Annotated in this window: 17 protein-coding genes; 10 read left to right on the top strand and 7 right to left on the bottom strand. The window is 39.4% G+C overall.

The window, feature by feature from the left end; translation table 11 throughout:
• Window positions 1-17: 17 nt before the first annotated feature.
• Window positions 18-521, bottom strand: coding sequence for an Rsd/AlgQ family anti-sigma factor (locus B5D46_RS06015; protein WP_078928688.1), 504 nt, complete (start codon window positions 519-521; stop codon window positions 18-20).
• A 402-nt stretch (window positions 522-923) separates the two neighbouring features.
• Between B5D46_RS06015 and B5D46_RS06010 the strand changes: the two genes are divergently transcribed.
• Both B5D46_RS06010 and B5D46_RS06005 read left to right on the top strand, forming a co-directional pair.
• On the top strand, window positions 924-1,799 hold the full coding sequence (locus B5D46_RS06010; protein ID WP_159443034.1) for a Cof-type HAD-IIB family hydrolase: 876 nt from the start codon (window positions 924-926) through the stop codon (window positions 1,797-1,799).
• A 3-nt stretch (window positions 1,800-1,802) separates the two neighbouring features.
• The gene (locus B5D46_RS06005; protein WP_078928686.1) at window positions 1,803-3,593 is read left to right on the top strand and encodes an ABC transporter ATP-binding protein/permease; all 1,791 of its coding nucleotides are present in this window, start codon (window positions 1,803-1,805) and stop codon (window positions 3,591-3,593) included.
• 54 nt (window positions 3,594-3,647) lie between these two features.
• On the opposite strand, the gene B5D46_RS06000 is transcribed toward B5D46_RS06005, so the two are convergent.
• The gene (locus B5D46_RS06000; protein ID WP_078928685.1) at window positions 3,648-3,923 is read right to left on the bottom strand and encodes a hypothetical protein; all 276 of its coding nucleotides are present in this window, start codon (window positions 3,921-3,923) and stop codon (window positions 3,648-3,650) included.
• 300 nt (window positions 3,924-4,223) lie between these two features.
• Complete coding sequence (locus B5D46_RS05995) at window positions 4,224-5,909, bottom strand: peptidoglycan DD-metalloendopeptidase family protein (protein ID WP_143675613.1); 1,686 nt, start codon at window positions 5,907-5,909, stop codon at window positions 4,224-4,226.
• 482 nt (window positions 5,910-6,391) lie between these two features.
• On the opposite strand from B5D46_RS05995, the gene B5D46_RS05990 reads away from it, so the two are divergent.
• Complete coding sequence (locus B5D46_RS05990) at window positions 6,392-6,988, top strand: DUF416 family protein (RefSeq protein ID WP_078928683.1); 597 nt, start codon at window positions 6,392-6,394, stop codon at window positions 6,986-6,988.
• Between the two features lie 75 nt (window positions 6,989-7,063).
• On the opposite strand, the gene B5D46_RS05985 is transcribed toward B5D46_RS05990, so the two are convergent.
• Genes B5D46_RS05985 through purH form a run of 3 tightly spaced genes read right to left on the bottom strand, consistent with a single transcriptional unit; the run spans window position 7,064 to window position 10,743 of the window.
• Entirely contained in the window at window positions 7,064-7,840 is a 777-nt protein-coding gene (locus B5D46_RS05985) for a sulfite exporter TauE/SafE family protein (protein WP_159443033.1), read from the bottom strand.
• A gap of 20 nt (window positions 7,841-7,860) precedes the next feature.
• Entirely contained in the window at window positions 7,861-9,141 is a 1,281-nt protein-coding gene (gene purD / locus B5D46_RS05980; protein WP_078928681.1) for a phosphoribosylamine--glycine ligase, read from the bottom strand.
• Window positions 9,142-9,153: 12 nt separating this feature from the next.
• Window positions 9,154-10,743, bottom strand: a complete 1,590-nt coding sequence (gene purH, locus B5D46_RS05975; protein WP_078928680.1) for a bifunctional phosphoribosylaminoimidazolecarboxamide formyltransferase/IMP cyclohydrolase — start codon at window positions 10,741-10,743, stop codon at window positions 9,154-9,156.
• Between the two features lie 648 nt (window positions 10,744-11,391).
• Here purH and B5D46_RS05970 point away from each other — a divergent pair.
• The 3 genes from B5D46_RS05970 to B5D46_RS05960 all read left to right on the top strand — a co-directional run bounded on the left by B5D46_RS05970 (window position 11,392) and on the right by B5D46_RS05960 (window position 14,471).
• Window positions 11,392-11,667, top strand: a complete 276-nt coding sequence (locus B5D46_RS05970) for an HU family DNA-binding protein (protein WP_031490801.1) — start codon at window positions 11,392-11,394, stop codon at window positions 11,665-11,667.
• Window positions 11,668-11,885: 218 nt separating this feature from the next.
• Window positions 11,886-13,535 (top strand): phosphoglucomutase (alpha-D-glucose-1,6-bisphosphate-dependent), encoded by a 1,650-nt coding sequence (pgm, locus tag B5D46_RS05965; RefSeq protein WP_078928679.1) that lies wholly within the window; start codon window positions 11,886-11,888, stop codon window positions 13,533-13,535.
• A gap of 222 nt (window positions 13,536-13,757) precedes the next feature.
• Window positions 13,758-14,471: a hypothetical protein gene (locus B5D46_RS05960; protein ID WP_078928678.1), complete on the top strand. Its 714-nt coding sequence runs from the start codon at window positions 13,758-13,760 to the stop codon at window positions 14,469-14,471.
• A gap of 73 nt (window positions 14,472-14,544) precedes the next feature.
• Here the strand turns inward: B5D46_RS05960 and B5D46_RS05955 are convergent, their stop codons facing one another.
• Window positions 14,545-15,378 (bottom strand): transporter substrate-binding domain-containing protein, encoded by an 834-nt coding sequence (locus tag B5D46_RS05955; RefSeq protein ID WP_078928677.1) that lies wholly within the window; start codon window positions 15,376-15,378, stop codon window positions 14,545-14,547.
• A gap of 175 nt (window positions 15,379-15,553) precedes the next feature.
• Here B5D46_RS05955 and B5D46_RS05950 point away from each other — a divergent pair, with 175 nt between their 5' ends.
• The 4 genes from B5D46_RS05950 to B5D46_RS05940 form a co-directional block, all read left to right on the top strand.
• Window positions 15,554-16,201 (top strand): M15 family metallopeptidase, encoded by a 648-nt coding sequence (locus B5D46_RS05950; RefSeq protein WP_200805026.1) that lies wholly within the window; start codon window positions 15,554-15,556, stop codon window positions 16,199-16,201.
• Window positions 16,183-16,305: a M15 family metallopeptidase gene (locus B5D46_RS12470; RefSeq protein ID WP_200805027.1), complete on the top strand. Its 123-nt coding sequence runs from the start codon at window positions 16,183-16,185 to the stop codon at window positions 16,303-16,305. Before B5D46_RS05950 ends, B5D46_RS12470 begins: the two co-directional genes overlap by 19 nt.
• 213 nt (window positions 16,306-16,518) lie before the next feature.
• Window positions 16,519-16,917 carry an IS200/IS605 family transposase gene (gene tnpA / locus B5D46_RS05945; RefSeq protein ID WP_078928676.1) on the top strand — a complete coding sequence of 133 codons (399 nt, stop codon included), beginning with the start codon at window positions 16,519-16,521 and terminating at the stop codon, window positions 16,915-16,917.
• A 12-nt stretch (window positions 16,918-16,929) separates the two neighbouring features.
• Window positions 16,930-17,384: helix-turn-helix domain-containing protein (locus B5D46_RS05940; protein WP_143675612.1), on the top strand; the 455-nt coding region annotated here is incomplete at its 3' end.

Here is a 17,384-nt window from a genome sequence, read left to right as displayed (position 1 = left end):
TAGGGAGATTTTTCCTCTTAACCAGAGACAATCGAGTGGACCAGCCTTAGGGCAATGATCAGTCGATCTTCATTTTTAAATCTTACCTCAAGAGCTTTACCGATAGAGGAGAGATCTTTCTGAACAGTTGCCATTTTGGCTTCATTTAGATCTTCCGCATATTTATCGGTAAATTTCATTAGATATTCTGTAGTGTCTTCAATGCGTGGCAGAGTTCTGTTTGCTATGGAAAGTGAACGGCCGGATGCGTTTTCGATTAGTTCAAGAATTTTAGGGAAGAGGTCGAAGTGACCGTGAGACATGTAATCAACCAGATGATCACAGAACTTTGTTATATCTCCATAGGAAGGATAACAGACTTCATTCTTGTTCGAACTTCGAGGCATCGAGGCGTTAAGCATATTCATGTACTGAATCACCAGCTCCTTGCGGGCCTTGATCATGTCATTGATCCAGCTGTACTTATCGTCAACTTTCTGTAGGGTAGTATTGAAGTTCTTACCAAATTGTTTTGAGGACATACGAACCTCCTTTTTGTTATTGTTGTTGAATTAAAATTAACATAAAAATCAGATAGTAAAACGTGTCAAAGTTCAAAGAATGAAAACTAATGAAACATCAAAAGTCAAAAATGTAGATTAAATCGAAGTTTTTGAGATAAAAAAAAAAGGCTTTCTAATCGGATATTTGAGTTAAAAAAGTTCATTTGTAATTTTTTTAACAGATAAATTGAAATAAATTTTCATAATCAGATGAAGTTCAGTTATCATTAACAGATAATTCTGTTGTGAAAAAATTGAATTTAATGCTATTGAAAACTTCTGTTTTGTAAACTTTTTTGGTGGCAATTAAATATACAAATACTTGTGAAAAAGAACTGTTTTTTAAATATAATAACTGCTGTTGTTTAGAGGATGTTTAAATTGGCAAAATATACACTGGATTCACTTCCTGTAGAATTAGATAAATATAAAGTAATCACCTTAGATCTTGATGACACGTTACTCCGTTCAGATAAGAGTATCAGCGAAACCAACAAGAAAATCCTTCAGAAAGCGCAGCAGCAGGGCTTCTCAATTGCTATTGCCACAGGCAGACACCCAAAGAGCGCAGTTCGTGTTATGAATGAGTTAGGATGTCTGAATGAGAATTCATATGCAGTCTGTTTTAATGGTTCATGTGTAGTCAGACTGTCCGATTATATAAAACATAACGATATCGTAGGTTATCCAACCGTATTTCGTACTACAGCTAACGGAAAACTGGTAAAGACTGTTGCTGCCTTTGCTCATTCTTTCGATGGGGCAAGAGTCCACGGTTATTCTGTAACACGCGGTCTGGTTATTGAGGATCACAACCCATATACTCAGATTGAGATTGATACTTCAGATGTTGGTTTTGAAGAAATCGATTTCATGAAGTGCGATGATCATGAAGAATTCTTCAAGGTCATGATTGTTGGTGAAGAGCAGCTTCTTGATAAAATCAGAAAGCATCTTCCTGAACGCCTGACCAGTATTTTCAATATTGTTCGTTCAAATCCTAATTTCTTAGAGTTTATCCCTAACAAATCATCAAAGGGAACTGGTCTTAAGAGTCTATGTGTCCGATTAGGCTACGCTGTTGAGAGATCTATTGCTTTTGGTGATGCCGAGAATGATCTTCACATGATTCAGACCGCAGGCCTTGGTGTTGCCATGGCGAACGGCTTTGATGTGGTTAAGGCTGCAGCTGATGTTGTAACCAAGACTAATGATGAAGACGGTGTTGCAGAAGTTATTAAGAAATTTTTAAAGTAAACTATGTTTAAACTTTCCATTTTTAAAAACGAAGATAATTCTGAAAAACTAAGAGAGAAGTTCCACGGTGCAGACAGTCTGCCTCTGAAGGTTTCAATCAAGGCCGGCTGGAGAATGATTAAACTGTACTGGGGCTCAAGAGACAGTCTTTTTGCCTGGTTCCTTTTAATGTGCATTGTTGCTCTGACAGGCGGTGCCATTTATCTTGCCAAGGTTATAAATACCTGGTACAAGGAGTTCTGGGACACCATTCAGAATTATGATCTGGAAGGTTTTAAATATCAGCTGATGGTATTTGCTATTCTTGCAACTATCCATGTAGTCGTATCGGTTTACAACTCATATCTGAGATCAAAGCTTGCCATCCACTGGCGTAAGTGGTTTACCAATAAGGTTATTCACGATTATATCGATGCAGATACCTACTATAAGATGCAGCTTGAAGATCGCAAGACTGAAAACCCTGATCAGCGTATTTCAGAAGATCTTAACGGCTTTGTGGGCAGCAGTATTTCCCTAATATTAGGTACCGCCTCAGACCTTGCAATGCTTGGAACATTCGGTGTAGTTCTCTGGGACTTATCTCATGCGGTAACCATGACTCTATGGAATGGCTACGAGCTTCATCTTCCTGATGGTTATATGCTGTATCTTGCATGTGCCTATGCCTTTATCGGTACTCTTCTGACCTTCTGGATCGGAAAGCCTCTTGTTAAGCTTAATTTCCGTCAGCAGCGTTATGAGGCGGATTTCCGTTTCTCCTTAATCCGAGTTCGTGAGAATGCCGAATCAATTGCTCTATATAAGGGTACAGACTCAGAGGAAAAGATTCTGAATGTAAGCTTTTTAGATGTTGTAAAAAACTATATCAAGCTGATTAAAAGAGAAAAGAAACTAGGCTTCTTTACTTTAGGCTATGCTCAGACAGCTGTTATTTTCCCAATTCTGATCTCTGCTCCTATGTATTTTGCCAAGGTAATTACCATGGGCAGCATTATGCAGATTAATTCAGCATTTGGACGAGTACAGGATTCTCTGTCAACTGTTATCAGTTCATTCTCTTCATGGGCAAGCTATAAGGCTGTAACAGACCGTCTTGCTTTATTCTTTGACAGTATGGATTCAAGCCTTGGTATCATCTGTCTTGAGTCAAAGAAAGGGGAGAGCTCTGACTTTGAGGTTTCAAAGCTGAATGTAAACTCTCCAGCTGGTACCAATCTGTGGAAGAACATTGACTTCAAACTAGCAAAGGGTGATTCTTTACTTATCAGAGGCCCATCAGGCTGTGGCAAGTCAACTCTGATAAAGACTTTTGCAAGCATCTGGCCTTATGCTGACGGTGATGTGGTAATTCCGAAGAATGACAGCACTCTGTTTCTCTCTCAGCGTCCATATCTGCCTTTAGGAACACTGCGTGAGGCTATTTCTTATCCTGGTCAGATTTCAACTGACGGTTCAATTGAGCATTACCTAAATGAGCTGAACCTGTCTCATCTGATTGAAAATCTTGATGTTAAGGATAACTGGTCATCAATCCTGTCTTTAGGTGAACAGCAGCGTATTGCTATTATAAGAGCTCTTCTGATTAAGCCTCAGATGTTGTTCCTGGACGAGGCCAGTTCAGCCATGGACGAGAATATTGAGCAGAAGTCCTATAAACTTTTAAAGGAGAATCTGCCTGATACTATTATGATTAGTGTTGGTCATCGCTCAACTCTTCTGGGGGTTCACAGATATGCGCTTATATCTGAGGACAATGCGACCTGGAAGTTTACTGAAGCATCCGCTGTTTAAAAAAAATCCGCGTTATTTTTGGTAACGCGGATTCCCTGTTTTCTCACACACACTCTAAATCTTGATAACCGACTTTGTTTTCGCATCTGATTTTGTCTTCAGATACTGGGTCATACCAATTGCTTTGATCTTATTAATCTCAGTTTGAGCTACATCAATCATAGACTTTAAATCTGGGGAAATATAAGCTTCAGGCACATCAAAGCTTTCATCTTCATCAAATACCTGTCTTGGTACAACCTTTTGATTTAAATGTACTTCTTTTGCTGTAGTATCGTTTGACTCTGCGACACCTTCTCCAATGCGCAGCATATCTTCTGCGGTTAACATATCACATACCTCATCGACTAGTTTTTTATTAAATAATATTAATTCTCATTAATTATTATAGAGGAGGTTTTTTTGATTAATACTCAGAAAAAAATCTATTATTTGCGATTGGAGATAAGATCAAATATTCATCAAAAACTGTTAAAGTTTTTCGAAAATTCTGATTTATGTAAATATTGAAAAAAAATAAATATGAAAATTCAGAAAATTAGAAAAATCGATTTTGATATAAAAGTTGAGGGGAGCAATATTTGTGCACCAGGAAAAAATCCTAAGTGCACAATTTAGAAGGAATTTCTATTAACGCTTAGCGATCAGATTACTCTGATGTAATTCTTTCTTGTATCTTTGAACAGATGCAGCGAAAGCTTTACGAGCTTTACTGTTAATGTTGTAGTTTCTGTTATCAAGATTAATACGCAGAGGGTTTACTGCACGACCATTTACACGGATTTCATAGTGTAGATGTGGTCCTGTTGATAAACCGGTGTTTCCTGAACGGGCAATTACAGTTCCCTGTTTAATTCTCTGTCCAGGTCTTACGTTAATCTTGGATAAGTGCATATAAACGGTTGATAGACCACCTGAATGACGGATTGTCAACCAGTAACCTGCAGATCTTGAGAAGGTTGCCTTATCAACAATACCATCAGCAGGAGCTGTTACCATGGTACCTACAGGTAAACCGAAATCAACACCGTTATGAGGACGACGTATACCTGTTACAGGATGCTTTCTTGAAGGATTGAACTGTGAAGTTACCCTCACACGAGATCTGAATGGGAATCTTGAGAATGATGAATGAGTTGCATTCAGTCCCTTTTCATCATAATACTTGCCATCAGCTGCATTCAGATAGCTGGCAATCTTGCCGCCTTTTGCCAGCTGGAATTCAACAGCGCAAATCTTTCCCTTACCATTGGCATCGGTAAACAGAACTCTCATAGTATCACCAGCCTGAATATTTCTTGAGAACTGGATCTTACCCTTAAACATCTGAAGTATTCTGTTGATTTCTGTATAGGTTATACCTGCGTGATTAGCTGCTGTTGAGAAGGTCTCACCCTTGTTGATTGTAACAACAACCAGACGACCTCTCTTGTTGCCTGCAGGAACTTCTTTCTTTTCTTTCTGTTCTGCTGCAACTGAAGGTACTGCCTGCTTCTCTGCAGATGCAACAACCTTTGTATCTGTTTTTGCTGAAGGGGCCTCTGCTAAAGCCTTTGCAGCGTTAACCGCATCGTCATCCATTACATAGGAGTTTAGCTTTTCTGTGGTGCAGGCGAATTTACCGGTGTTATCGACCTTGTAGAAACGCAGCTGTTCCTTATCAGAGATTGGTTTGATGAAAACAATCAGTTCACCTTTGCTGTCAACCAGGAAGGAGAGCTTTTCTCCAATCTTCAGAGAATTGATTTTCTTTGATACAGGCTTATTTGTTTCGATGATATTTGCAAGGGTTGAAGCAGGAATGTTCAGGTCTTCAAACAGTGATGAAATACTGTCTCCTTTCTGTACATTCTCAGTGACCCATTTGGCTCCAAAGGTTTCAGCATCTGCCTTATCGGTTTTTGATGCCAGTGCTGAGACTTCCTTATCCAGCAGATCATCCGAGTCTGCAAGATCAGCCTCATTTAAAGTATCATCGTAGTTTTCGAACTGCTCTTTTGACTTGTTTGATGTAATACCAAAAGCCTGAGCCAGAGGAATTTCCTCGTTTGGTTCAGCAACGGTGCTAGCGATTACCTCATTATTTTCAGGCACGGATTCCTCAGATGAGAAGCCTGAAAAGCTGTATAGATTCTGATTGGTAGCGATTGCCAGCGATAAGGCCAGGGCAATAGTAGAGAAAATTGCCTTGTAGTGACCTTTTGATAGAGGTCCCTTCCATGAGGAATTTGCAATCGCCTCTTTTGAAACGTAGTCTTCTGAAATCATTCTTGTATCTTGCCAGAAGTCTTTTCTATTTATAGTTTTACTATCCACAACACAATACCTTCATCGACCTACATGCACTGATATGCCTGCTGGTAATTTTTGCGGTAGTTAAGACTTCTTTAGTTATATTCTGCTAAATTATTGTATTTGGTTATTATTATATCATACATCTTCAGTATAAGTGGCTTAATGCCATAATTTACAAATACTTTTTAGTGTTTATACCTTAAATTATGACGAAGCGCAAACTTTTATCTAATTTTTTATAATCTTTTGTAAAAAATACAGTGAGGATTCTGAAATTATTTTTGGAATAAACAGGCTTATATAAGCGGTTTGTTTTTTGATGCGCTTATATAAAAACGCATATGTAAAGTTAAATTTTTCCAAGACGGGAAATGAAATTTTTGAAATTTTCGGACACCTTTTGTTGTGTTTCGTAAAAAAAACTATGCTGCCTTTTTCAGATTTGTTTCTATTTTCTCCCTTCGAGTGTTAATATTAGCCAACAGTTTTTTTATGAGGTTTCTATGATTTTCGGTGAGAAGTTTTATGATATGCTCGGAAAGATGTCTCCATGGCGTCAGAGCTTATTTGCATTAGTACTGGCACAAAGACAGTATCCTAATTATGCTCTGTGGGCAGAGGTTGAGAATATCAGTGGCGGTATTCATGCCTTCAATAAAACTTTAGATACTCTATGGGAGTTTCACACCGACAAGTTCAATACAATAGATCTGGAAAAGGTTTTAGATGAATTTGAACCATACATGCTAGATGATGAAAAGAATGACCTCTCTGTAGGTGATCTTTTCTCATTGGATGCAACCTTATCTCTATCTGCTGCAATCATTGCCATTATTCTGCATGAGGGAGAAGAGGCTGAAATGGCTAGCCGTGCTTCTCTAAGCGGCGTTGTTCGTAAAATTGAACAGGAATCTGACAGAGAATACTCTGATGAAGAGCTACGCGAAATGCAGAGTGTTGATGATGAGGTTAATTTCCAGGTTTCTCTATACGAGCTGCTTGAAAAATCCTCAAGAGGCGAGGAGCTGGTAAAGAAGCTTAAGGTTCTTGCTTTCAACAATGGTTTAAGCAATATCGGTATTGCTGTTGAGAAAGACTAGAATCTATTTCTCGTTACAATTATCTGACTCTGTCATCTAGTTTTCAGAGTCAGACCTTCCTGTAAATATCAAAGCCTACTTTAAGTAGCCTTCTACGATCAGAATTACTCCTGACAGAATTGAAACAATAGAGAAGATGAATTTAACCTTCTTTGTAGGTAGGTTTGTCAGTAGAGTTGTACCTATGTATGCTCCAGTAAAAGCAGCGATTATCATTGCAGGTACCCACTGCCAGTGAATTTCGGTCAAAGCTCCGACAGTTACTGCTCCTACAGCATTCCAGATTGTTGCCACGAAAATCATGGTGTGCATGATTGCTCGTTTTAGTTCAAGTCCAAAGACTCCTGCAAGAGTTAGAGTTGCAAATAATCCTGCTCCTGAGGATAGAGAGCCTGAGAATAATCCCACAAGAATAATGCAGATGGTTCCAATTATGGTTCTAAGCTTTGATCTGTTCTCCAGGTTTGTTGCACCGAAGGATTTCTTTACAAGTGTATAGATACCTGAGGCTATCACAATAAAGCCCAGTACAATCTGTGCAATATCGGAAGGAACGGAGACAATGATAACTGAACCTGCAACAACACTGGTACATCCTGCCAGCAGCATGATAATGGAAACAGTCTTGTCGAATTTAAAGGTAGGATCAAACTTTTTCTTTGAAATGGCTCCGATGCCTAAAAAAACTACGGCAACCTTATGAGTTCCCAATGCGGTCGCAAAAGGCAAACCTAATAGAATCAGCATCGGGAACTGAATGAATCCAGCGCCTCCTCCGGAGACACTGGCAAAGAGGTTTGCGACAAAAGTTACACAAAAAAGAATAGCTTGTTTTATGATTTCTTCTGTCACGTATATACCTCTTTATATGTCTATCGATTCAGTGCTCTCCATGCAATATCATTTCTGAAGAACATGCCATCGAAGTGAATGTTTTTAAGGTGCTCATAGGCTTTTGCTCGTGCCTGGGCTACGTCATCGCCTAAAGCTGTCACACACAGAACACGACCGCCTGATGTTACGATATCAGAGCCAACCTGTTTGGTTCCTGCCTGGAAAACCTTGATATCGTCTGCAGTTTTGTGATCAAGTCCAGATATTTTATCACCTTTACGAGGTGAGGCTGGATAATTTTCTGCTGCAAGAACAACACCGATAGCTGGTCTTGGATCGTATTTGATATCCATTCCCTTTAAGCCGTCGTTTTCACATGCATGTAAACACAGATCAACTAAATCTGACTGCATTCTCATCATGATTGGCTGTGTTTCTGGATCACCGAAACGGCAGTTGAACTCAACTACGCGAGGGTTACCTTCCTTGTCAATCATTAGTCCTGCATACAGGAAGCCACGGTAAGGAATTCCATCCTCTGCCATACCCTTAAGAGTAGGGTAGATAATTCTTTCCATTACACGCTTGTAAACTTCATCGGTAACAACAGGAGCAGGAGAATATGCACCCATACCTCCGGTGTTTGGACCGGTATCACCATCACCTACACGCTTGTGGTCCTGTGAGGTTGCCATTGGAAGAGCGTTGATGGTATCAGACATAACAATGAATGAAGCCTCTTCACCTTCCATGAATTCTTCAATCACAACACTTGCTGATGCATCGCCGAACTGGTGTTCATCCAGCATAGAGTGAACAGCCTCAATAGCCTCAGCTTCAGTCATGGCAACAACTACACCTTTACCTGCAGCAAGACCGTCAGCCTTGATAACAATTGGTGCGCCCATCTTTCTGATGTATGCCTCAGCCTCATCAGCCTTGGTGAATACTTCATAGGCTGCAGTTGGAATATTGTGACGCTTTAGGAAATGCTTTGTGAATGACTTTGAGCCTTCAAGCTGAGCTCCTGCCTTTGATGGGCCGAAGATCTTCAGTCCATTCTTCTCAAACTCATCAACTACACCTTCTACTAAAGGAGCCTCTGGTCCAACAATGGTAAGGCCTATGTTTTCTTTTTTAGCAAATTCAACAAGACCTTTAATGTCGTTAACAGCAATGTTAACGTTCTCCATTTTGTCCTCTGATGCGGTACCAGGATTACCAGGTGCTACATACACCTTCTCGGCTAAAGGAGACTTTGCAGCTCTCCATGCAAGAGCATGTTCTCTGCCGCCGTTTCCGATAATTAAAACTTTCATGTGCGCTCCGTATTAGTGTCTGAAGTGACGCATTCCAGTGAACACCATTGCAATTCCATGCTCGTCAGCAGCATCGATTACTTCCTGATCACGGATTGAACCGCCTGGCTGAATAATGCACTTAATGCCTGAAGCTGCTGCTGCATCTACACCATCGCGGAATGGGAAGAATGCATCTGATGCCAGTGCAGCACCCTCTAATGATAGCTTGGCGTCCTCTGCACGCAGACATGCGATTCTTGCTGAGAACACACGGCTGGTCTGACCGCAGCCAATACCCAGAGTCTTTTTGTGGTTGGTGTAAACGATAGCATTTGATTTGGTGAACTTACATACCTTCCAGGCGAATAACAGCTCATCCATTTCCTCATCGGTTGGTGCTCTCTTGGTTACAACCTTAAGATTCTCTTTGTTTACAACCTCAAGATCTGCTTCCTGAACCAGCAGTCCGCCGTTTACTCTCTTGAAGTCATAACGAGGCTTAGCCTGACCAAGTTCGCCGGTCTCAAGAAGACGGATGTTTTTCTTACGTGCAACTTCTGCCTTTGCTTCCTCGGTAACTGATGGTGCTACGATAACCTCACAGAACTGTCTGTCAACGATTGCTTTTGCAGTTGCTCCGTCAAGCTCTTTATTGAAGGCAATAATACCACCGAAAGCTGACTCGCTGTCGCAGTTGAAAGCATCTTCATATGCTTCTGTTAAATTCTTGCCTAAAGCTACGCCACATGGGTTTGCATGCTTAACAATTACGCAGCAAGGCTCGTCAAACTGACGAACACACTCGATTGCAGCATCTGTATCAGCAATGTTGTTGTATGAAAGCTCTTTACCCTGAATCTGCTTAGCGGTTGAAATACCTGCATCATGAGCATTAATATCGGCATAGAATGCTGCTTTCTGATGTGGGTTTTCACCATAACGCATGCTCTGCAGCTTGGTGTAGTTAAGATTTAAGGTTCTTGGAAGAGTTGACTGGGTTCCGTCGGTAATACCGTAATCTGGAACCTTGGTGCCGAAGTAGTTTGCAATTGCACTGTCATATGCTGCAGTGTGCTCGTAAGCTGCGATTGCAAGATCAAAACGGGTTGCCCATGTTAAAGAACCGTTGTTCAGGTCCATCTCTGATAGAACACGAGCGTAATCAGAAGCTCTTACTACAATTGCAACATCTCTGTTGTTTTTAGCTGCAGCACGAACCATGGTTGGGCCGCCGATGTCGATATTTTCAATTGCTTTTTCAAGAGGACAGTTAGGATCAGAAACAGTTTTTACGAAAGGATAGAGATTTACAACAACTAGATCGATAGGCTTGATATCATGTTCGTTCATTACGTCTTCATCAATTCCCCTTCGACCCAGGATTCCTCCGTGAATCTTTGGATGAAGTGTCTTGACTCTGCCATCCATCATTTCCGGGAATTTGGTGTAATCAGATACCTCTATAACCTTAATTCCTTTTTCTGTCAGCAACTTTGCGGTACCGCCTGTGGACAGAATTTCAACATTGCGTTTTTCAAGTTCCTGTGCAAACTCAACAATGCCTTCCTTATCTGAAACACTTATTAAGGCTCTTTTGATTGGACGTAAGAGGGGTTCCATAATTAAGATATGCTCCTATAGATTATGTGAGTGACTTTAATGGAGGGTGGTTACCCTAAAAAGCGCGTATATTGTAACAATTTATGTGACGAAAATCGCTTAAAATAATGTCATTGCCATATCTTTGTGCAAAACCTTTCAATGCTATGATTTTTAACTGATTTTTTTTCTGAGATGTGTTGGGGGACTGTTTGTTTTTTTTTTCTCTCACCTTTGTTTTTAAAGTGAGCGGAAACATTATGTTTTTTTGCACATTCTTATTTTTGACCTCAGATCTTGTAAACCAAATCTGCCACTATTTTGTGCATCGAAAAATACCGCTATATAAGGCATAAGAGTGCATTTTGTCTACATTTTTTTTTATATTTTTTTTTGAAAAAATTTAAAAAATCAAAATCCTTATAAATCAAATAGTTATATTTATTAAAAATGCTATGATACGGAAATATAAGCCTTTTCAAGTAGTTTTCAAAAAAAAATCTATCTTAATTCTATTGAAAATAGCGTATACTAAGTCCCGCTTTAAGACAGGAAGGCTTAGAATTCCGCGTATTAAAGATATTTGACGATAATTTTTTATCAAAAAATAGTTTGTCTACAATAATTACTCCGAAAGACGGAGCAAATAATTTAAGGAAAATAATAAATATGAACAAGTCTGAGCTTATTGAGCAGATTGCAAAGCGTTCTGGTTTAACTTTAGTTAGTTCACGTAATGCTTTAGATGCATTACTAAGCACTGTTAGCGAAGCTTTAGCTTCAGGCGACCGTGTTCAGTTAGTTGGTTTCGGTACTTTCAAGGTTACCGAGCGTAAGGAGCGTGAAGGTCGTAATCCACAGACTGGTGCAGTTATTAACATTCCTGCAACTAAGACTCCTTCATTCAGCGCTGGTGCAGAATTAAAGAAGTCAGTAAACAAATAATCTGATCTCGATATCAAAATTATTTCAAGAAGCCCTCAAAAAAAATTAGAGGGCTTTTTAGTATCCCCACAACAGTTCATTTCTGCAAAAATAATCCAACAAACTTTGCAAATTTGCGTTTATTTTCATTTTTTTGTGGCTTTTGATTTTGCCCTGTCTATATAATAATCAGAATAAAACTTAAATCATAACTATATAGATAAACAAAGGAAAGTATCATGGCATTGCATCAGAAAGCAGGAAAAAGAGCAACCTATGAGGATTTGGACAATATTCCTCGTTTAATGGCCGCATATTATTTGAATGCACCTGATCTAGATGATCCTGAGCAGCTTGTAAGCTTTGGAACCTCAGGTCACAGAGGCACTTCTCTAAATGGCTCATTCACTGAGTCTCACATTATTGCTATTTCTCAGGCTATTGCTGAGTATCGTCAGAAAGAGGGCATTACCGGTCCTTTATTCATTGGTATGGATACCCATGCCTTATCCGAGGCTGCACTTGCAACCGCAGTAGAGGTGTTAGGTGCAAACGGTGTTGAGGTTAGAGTTGAGACTAACCACGGTTATACTCCAACTCCATCAGTTTCTTTCGCAATTTTAAACTACAACAAGGGTCGTACTTCAGGTTTAGCTGACGGTATTGTTATCACCCCTTCACACAATCCTCCTTCAAACGGCGGTTTCAAGTACAACGGAACTGATGGTGGTCCTGCAGGCCCAGAAATCACTTCTGTAATTCAGAACAGAGCAAATGAGATTTTAAAGAACAAGCTTCAGGGGGTTAAGAGAGTTCCTTATACTCAGGCTATCAAACTGCCTAATGTAAAAGAATACGACATGATGACCCAGTACGTTGAGGCTTTAGGTGAGATCATCGATATGGATGCAATCTCTCACTCAGGCATCAGGATGGGCGTTGATCCACTAGGTGGTTCAGGTCTTTACTACTGGGATCGCATCGCAGACAGATACAATCTGAACCTTAAGGTTGTAAATTATGCTGTTGATCCAACCTTCTCATTCATGAGCATCGATAGAGACGGCAAGATCCGTATGGACTGCTCAAGCCCATATGCAATGGCTGGTCTGATCAAAATGAAGGATGATTTTGATATCTCTTGGGGTAACGATCCTGACTACGACCGTCACGGTATCGTTTGCCATTCAGGTCTGATGAATCCAAATCACTATCTGTCAGCTGCAATCAACTACATCTACACCCACAGAAATATGTGGCCTAAGGATGCCATGATTGGCAAGACTGTTGTATCTTCAAATCTGATGAACAGAGTTGCTGCAGGTCTTGGCAGAAAGGCATACGAAGTTCCAGTTGGCTTCAAGTGGTTCGTTCCTGGTCTGTTTGACAAGTCACTTGCATTTGGCTGTGAGGAGTCTGCAGGCGCTTCATTCCTACGTAAGGATGGCAGCGTATGGACAACTGATAAGGACGGTATTATTGCTTCATTACTATCAGCTGAAATGCTGGCTGTAACCGAGAAGGATCCTGCTCAGCACTATGAGGAGCTGGTTGCCAAGTACGGCAGACCATACTATGACCGTGTTGACGCTCCTGCTAATACAGCTCAGAAGGATGCATTAAAGAAACTGTCTCCTTCAGATGTTGAAGCATCAGAGCTTGCAGGTGAGAAGATTATTGATAAGCTAACCTGTGCTCCTGGCAACGGTGCTGCTATCGGCGGTCTAAAGGTTGTAACCGAGAACGGCTGGTTCGCTGCAAGACCATCAGGCACAGAGAACGTTTATAAGATCTACATGGAAAGCTTCAAGGGCGAGGATCACTTAAAGAGAATCGGTAGTGAAGCTGAGCAGATCGTAAGTGCAGCTCTAAAGAAGGCTGGTGTTTAATCAACCTCTTTTAACTGAATAATTCTAAAAGGCGTCATAGTTGTAAGTTTATGGCGCTTTTTTGTTGTGTCTAATCTTGACTATTCTTTTACACAGAATTAACTCTTTTTTGAGCAAACTTGTGATCTGTGATACAAGATTTTGACTATTTTCCCAAGAAAGTGAAACAATAAGATAAAATCTTGCAAAATACATAATAAATAATCAAAGGGATATAAAAAAATGAAGAAGAAGATTTTCCTAGCAATAGGAGCATTTGTTGCGTCTAATATTTCCGGTTGTGCTGTTGTTGGTTCAATGGTAACAACAAATGACGAATATGTTCAGATTGCTGCTAATAACATAGGTGTTAATGCTGATACTCTTACCTTAAATCAGGAAACATTACACCCAAGTCTGAATTACGTAACCTACGAACTTAAATCCAAAGATGGCAAACGTTACAAATGCCAGGTTAATACCGGTGTAAGAGGCTCATCTGATGAAGCTCTTTGTCAGGTAAGAACTAGCGAAGGTAAATGGGAATACGTAGGTAAATCTGTCGAATTATCAAAGAAAATAAAAGAAGAAGAGGCTAAGAAAGGGGAAAGCGGGGAGAACGCTGAAAGCAAGTCCTTCATTACTGTTGGTGACCCAAGATACTCTTTAGAAAGAGAACATACCCGTGATGCAGAAATGCATAATCAAGCAAATAAGGCAAAGGTTAAGACTGCTCAGCCAGCTGTATCTTCATCAGATCCAACCTATGTAGGTGGCACAGAGAATACTGCTGTTCCAACCTTATCTTCTGATCCTGCTGTAAACAATGTTCCAACCCAGACCAGAAATGGTTTATTCAAGGTTAGGGATGAGCAGGGACATTCATATGAGTGTCATTTTGCAAACGTAGGTGAGGTTAAATCAGAGACTCTGTCTGTTTGTACCAAGCTTTACTAGTTTTAAACTCCTTGTTTGTATGTAAAAAAAATTCGGGGCCTAGTCCCCGAATCTCTGGATTTTACGATATAAGTTAATTTCCAATATTCTCTGATATCAGACTCTCTAAAGTTCCATCATCATGCCATTTTCTGATCAGTCCGTCGATGAAAGGGGACAAATCAGAGTCCTGCTTGGTTACGATGCCGTATTCCTGAGGTGCAAACTCATCTTTGATAATCTTTCTTTTTTCTCCGGCAAATGTATTCAGAATAATCTTGTCATTACAGAATGCCTGAATCTTGTTTTTATCTAAAGCATCTACAATTGCTTCGTGAGATTCATATAGCTCAAAACTTATCTGATCATTCCAGTCTTGTGGTTTGAAGGAGCTTTCGTCAAACAGGTTCTCTTCAATTAGGCCTTTTGTAATCATGTACTTTACAAGTTCTTTTGCTGAGTTTGAATTACGGACAATACCAATTTTCTTTCCTACCAAATCTTCAACAGAATTGATTCCTGACTGACTGTTTACAAGAAGAGAAACGTTGGTAACAAAGTAAGGTGAAGAAATATCGTATTTTAGTTTTCTATCTTCTGAAATGGTATAGGTTCCGATCATACAGTCAGCGTAGCCTGATTCTAGGACACTTTCTCGATTAGCTGGTGTAATTGCGATAAAGGATACCTCTACATCCTCACCTATTTCTTTTGCTATCAGATTGGCAATAGTAGGTTCAAGCCCTTTATATTCACCGGAATTTTCATCCTGTATGGACAGGGCCTGTAAATCATTGTTTACTGCAACTCTAAACTCTTCGTTATCCCTTATTTTCTGCAGCTGACTTTCATCAGCAGAAACGGAACAGCATAGAGATAATCCAAGTAAACATGAAAAAACTGTAAGTGAAAACTTATTTGTTAGCATTTTGAATCCGGAAACTAAAACTCCCAAACTTAAGTCTAGACTTATCTAAGTAAGATACTAAGTACATTTTCTATTTATTGTGATTAGTTCCAAAAGATCAAAATAAGAAGCTGTGTATTATTGTCTACAGACTTAATTTTGTGTGTGAATTGTTAGAGATAAAGGAAAAAAAGTTATGCGTAGTTCAATAATCAAATCACTTTCATTTCTGTTATTGTCATGTCTGATTTCTGCTTGTACATCTGGTGAGTTCAATTCCAGTTCTATGCAGAAGCTAAGAGCAGGAGCGATTGTTTCCACAACAGGTATTAATGAGAGCAGATTAAACGAACTGTTTACTTATTCTACAATTCCAGATTCTATCTGGAGTGAGATGCAGGGAAAAACATACAAGGATAATCCTTATATAAAGCGCGAGGATCTAAGATATGTAAAGTTTCTGCATCATGATTTTGAAGGCAAAGTGCGTGTAGGAGAAATGATCTGCAATAAGGCTATTGCAAGAGATCTAAGCGAAATCTTCTATGAACTTTATCTGAATAATTATCTAATTGAAAGAGCTGTTCTTCCTGATTATTATGATGCCGATGATGAGAAGCAGATGCAGGCAAATAATACTTCCAGCTTCTGCTACAGACCAGTTGCAGGAACAGCTGTTCTGTCAAATCACGCTAAAGGCATGGCTGTCGATATAAATACTCTCTACAATCCTTACTGCAAAGTAAGAAAAGATGGAACACTGTATGTTCAGCCTAGCACTGCAACTCACAGTACTGCGATCGTGAGGCATCTTTCAGTCATAAAATCGATAAGAATGATTTAGCCTATAAGCTTTTCACTGCTCATGGTTTTCTTTGGGGAGGAGACTGGATATCTGTTAAGGACTATCAGCATTTTGAGAAAGCTGAAGAAGTCATAAAGGAATAGCCGTTCTAACAAAATAAACTAACAAAATAAAAAGGAGTCTTCTTATGGTTTAAAAACCATTTCATCGACTCCTTTCTGTTTAACTTTATCTAGCAAGAATTCCCCCGCCTCTATAGGCGGTTGGGATGAATTGCTCCACAATAGTGGCTGTAAATAATATTGAATTATAGTAAAATATAATCAGTCGATATATTGTGAATAGGTTATTATTCAATGGAATTTGATAGTAATGCTCATTCAGTCTTTCTACTGAATTATCATTTGATACTGGTTGTAAAATACAGAAGAAAAGTATTTGACGACACAATATCAGAAAGAGCAAAAGAAATATTTTCCAGAATCGCACCTAATTACAATATCAGTCTGCAGGAGTGGGGACATGATGAGGATCATGTTCATATCCTGTTCAGTGCTCACCCCAAAACAGCAATCAGTAAATTTATAAATGCTTATAAAAGTGCCAGCAGCAGATTACTAAAAAAAGAGTATCCTTCAATCAGAGAAAAATTATGGAAAGAGCAGTTCTGGAGTCAAAGTTTCTGTCTTCTGACAACCGGAGGCGCTCCACTTGAAATAGTGAAGGAATACATTCAGACTCAGGGACAGAGATAAAACTATTATCGTATGCAGCATACAGCTTATTGTTTCAGAATCTATCCAACAGACAAACAGAAAGAGCTTTTTGTAAAGACTTTCGGCTGTGCACGTTCCATCTACAATAAAATGCTTGCGGACAAGATTGAGCATTACAAGAAAACACAAAAAATGCTCAATAACACACCAGCGCAATACAAGAAGAAATTTCCATATTTCAAAGAAGTAGACAGTCTTGCATTGGCAAATGCTCAAATAAATCTACAGACAGCATATAAAAACTTCTTCCAGAATCCTAAGACTGGTTTTCCAAAATTCAAATCAAAGAAGAATTCCAGAAGAGCTTATACAACCAATCTTGTAAACAATAATATAGAACTTAAGGAAGGGAAGCTGAAACTTCCAAAGGCAGGCTTAGTAAGAATAAAGCAGCACCGAGAAATTCCTGATGGATATATTCTTAAGTCTGTAACCGTAAGTCAGAT

This window comes from Succinivibrio dextrinosolvens DSM 3072 (assembly GCF_900167015.1).
Lineage (GTDB): Bacteria > Pseudomonadota > Gammaproteobacteria > Enterobacterales > Succinivibrionaceae > Succinivibrio > Succinivibrio dextrinosolvens.
Note: the sequence above shows the minus strand (reverse complement) of the source record. Positions and strands in the feature narration are given on the sequence as shown.

Coding starts and splice junctions, on each gene's coding strand:
- B5D46_RS06015 (WP_078928688.1), bottom strand. CDS start 521: ATGTCCTCAAAACAATTTGGTAAGAACTTCAATACTACCCTACAGAAA.
- B5D46_RS06005 (WP_078928686.1), top strand. CDS start 1,803: ATGTTTAAACTTTCCATTTTTAAAAACGAAGATAATTCTGAAAAACTA.
- B5D46_RS06000 (WP_078928685.1), bottom strand. CDS start 3,923: ATGTTAACCGCAGAAGATATGCTGCGCATTGGAGAAGGTGTCGCAGAG.
- B5D46_RS05990 (WP_078928683.1), top strand. CDS start 6,392: ATGATTTTCGGTGAGAAGTTTTATGATATGCTCGGAAAGATGTCTCCA.
- purD (WP_078928681.1), bottom strand. CDS start 9,141: ATGAAAGTTTTAATTATCGGAAACGGCGGCAGAGAACATGCTCTTGCA.
- purH (WP_078928680.1), bottom strand. CDS start 10,743: ATGGAACCCCTCTTACGTCCAATCAAAAGAGCCTTAATAAGTGTTTCA.
- B5D46_RS05970 (WP_031490801.1), top strand. CDS start 11,392: ATGAACAAGTCTGAGCTTATTGAGCAGATTGCAAAGCGTTCTGGTTTA.
- pgm (WP_078928679.1), top strand. CDS start 11,886: ATGGCATTGCATCAGAAAGCAGGAAAAAGAGCAACCTATGAGGATTTG.
- B5D46_RS05960 (WP_078928678.1), top strand. CDS start 13,758: ATGAAGAAGAAGATTTTCCTAGCAATAGGAGCATTTGTTGCGTCTAAT.
- B5D46_RS05955 (WP_078928677.1), bottom strand. CDS start 15,378: ATGCTAACAAATAAGTTTTCACTTACAGTTTTTTCATGTTTACTTGGA.
- B5D46_RS05950 (WP_200805026.1), top strand. CDS start 15,554: ATGCGTAGTTCAATAATCAAATCACTTTCATTTCTGTTATTGTCATGT.
- tnpA (WP_078928676.1), top strand. CDS start 16,519: ATGGAATTTGATAGTAATGCTCATTCAGTCTTTCTACTGAATTATCAT.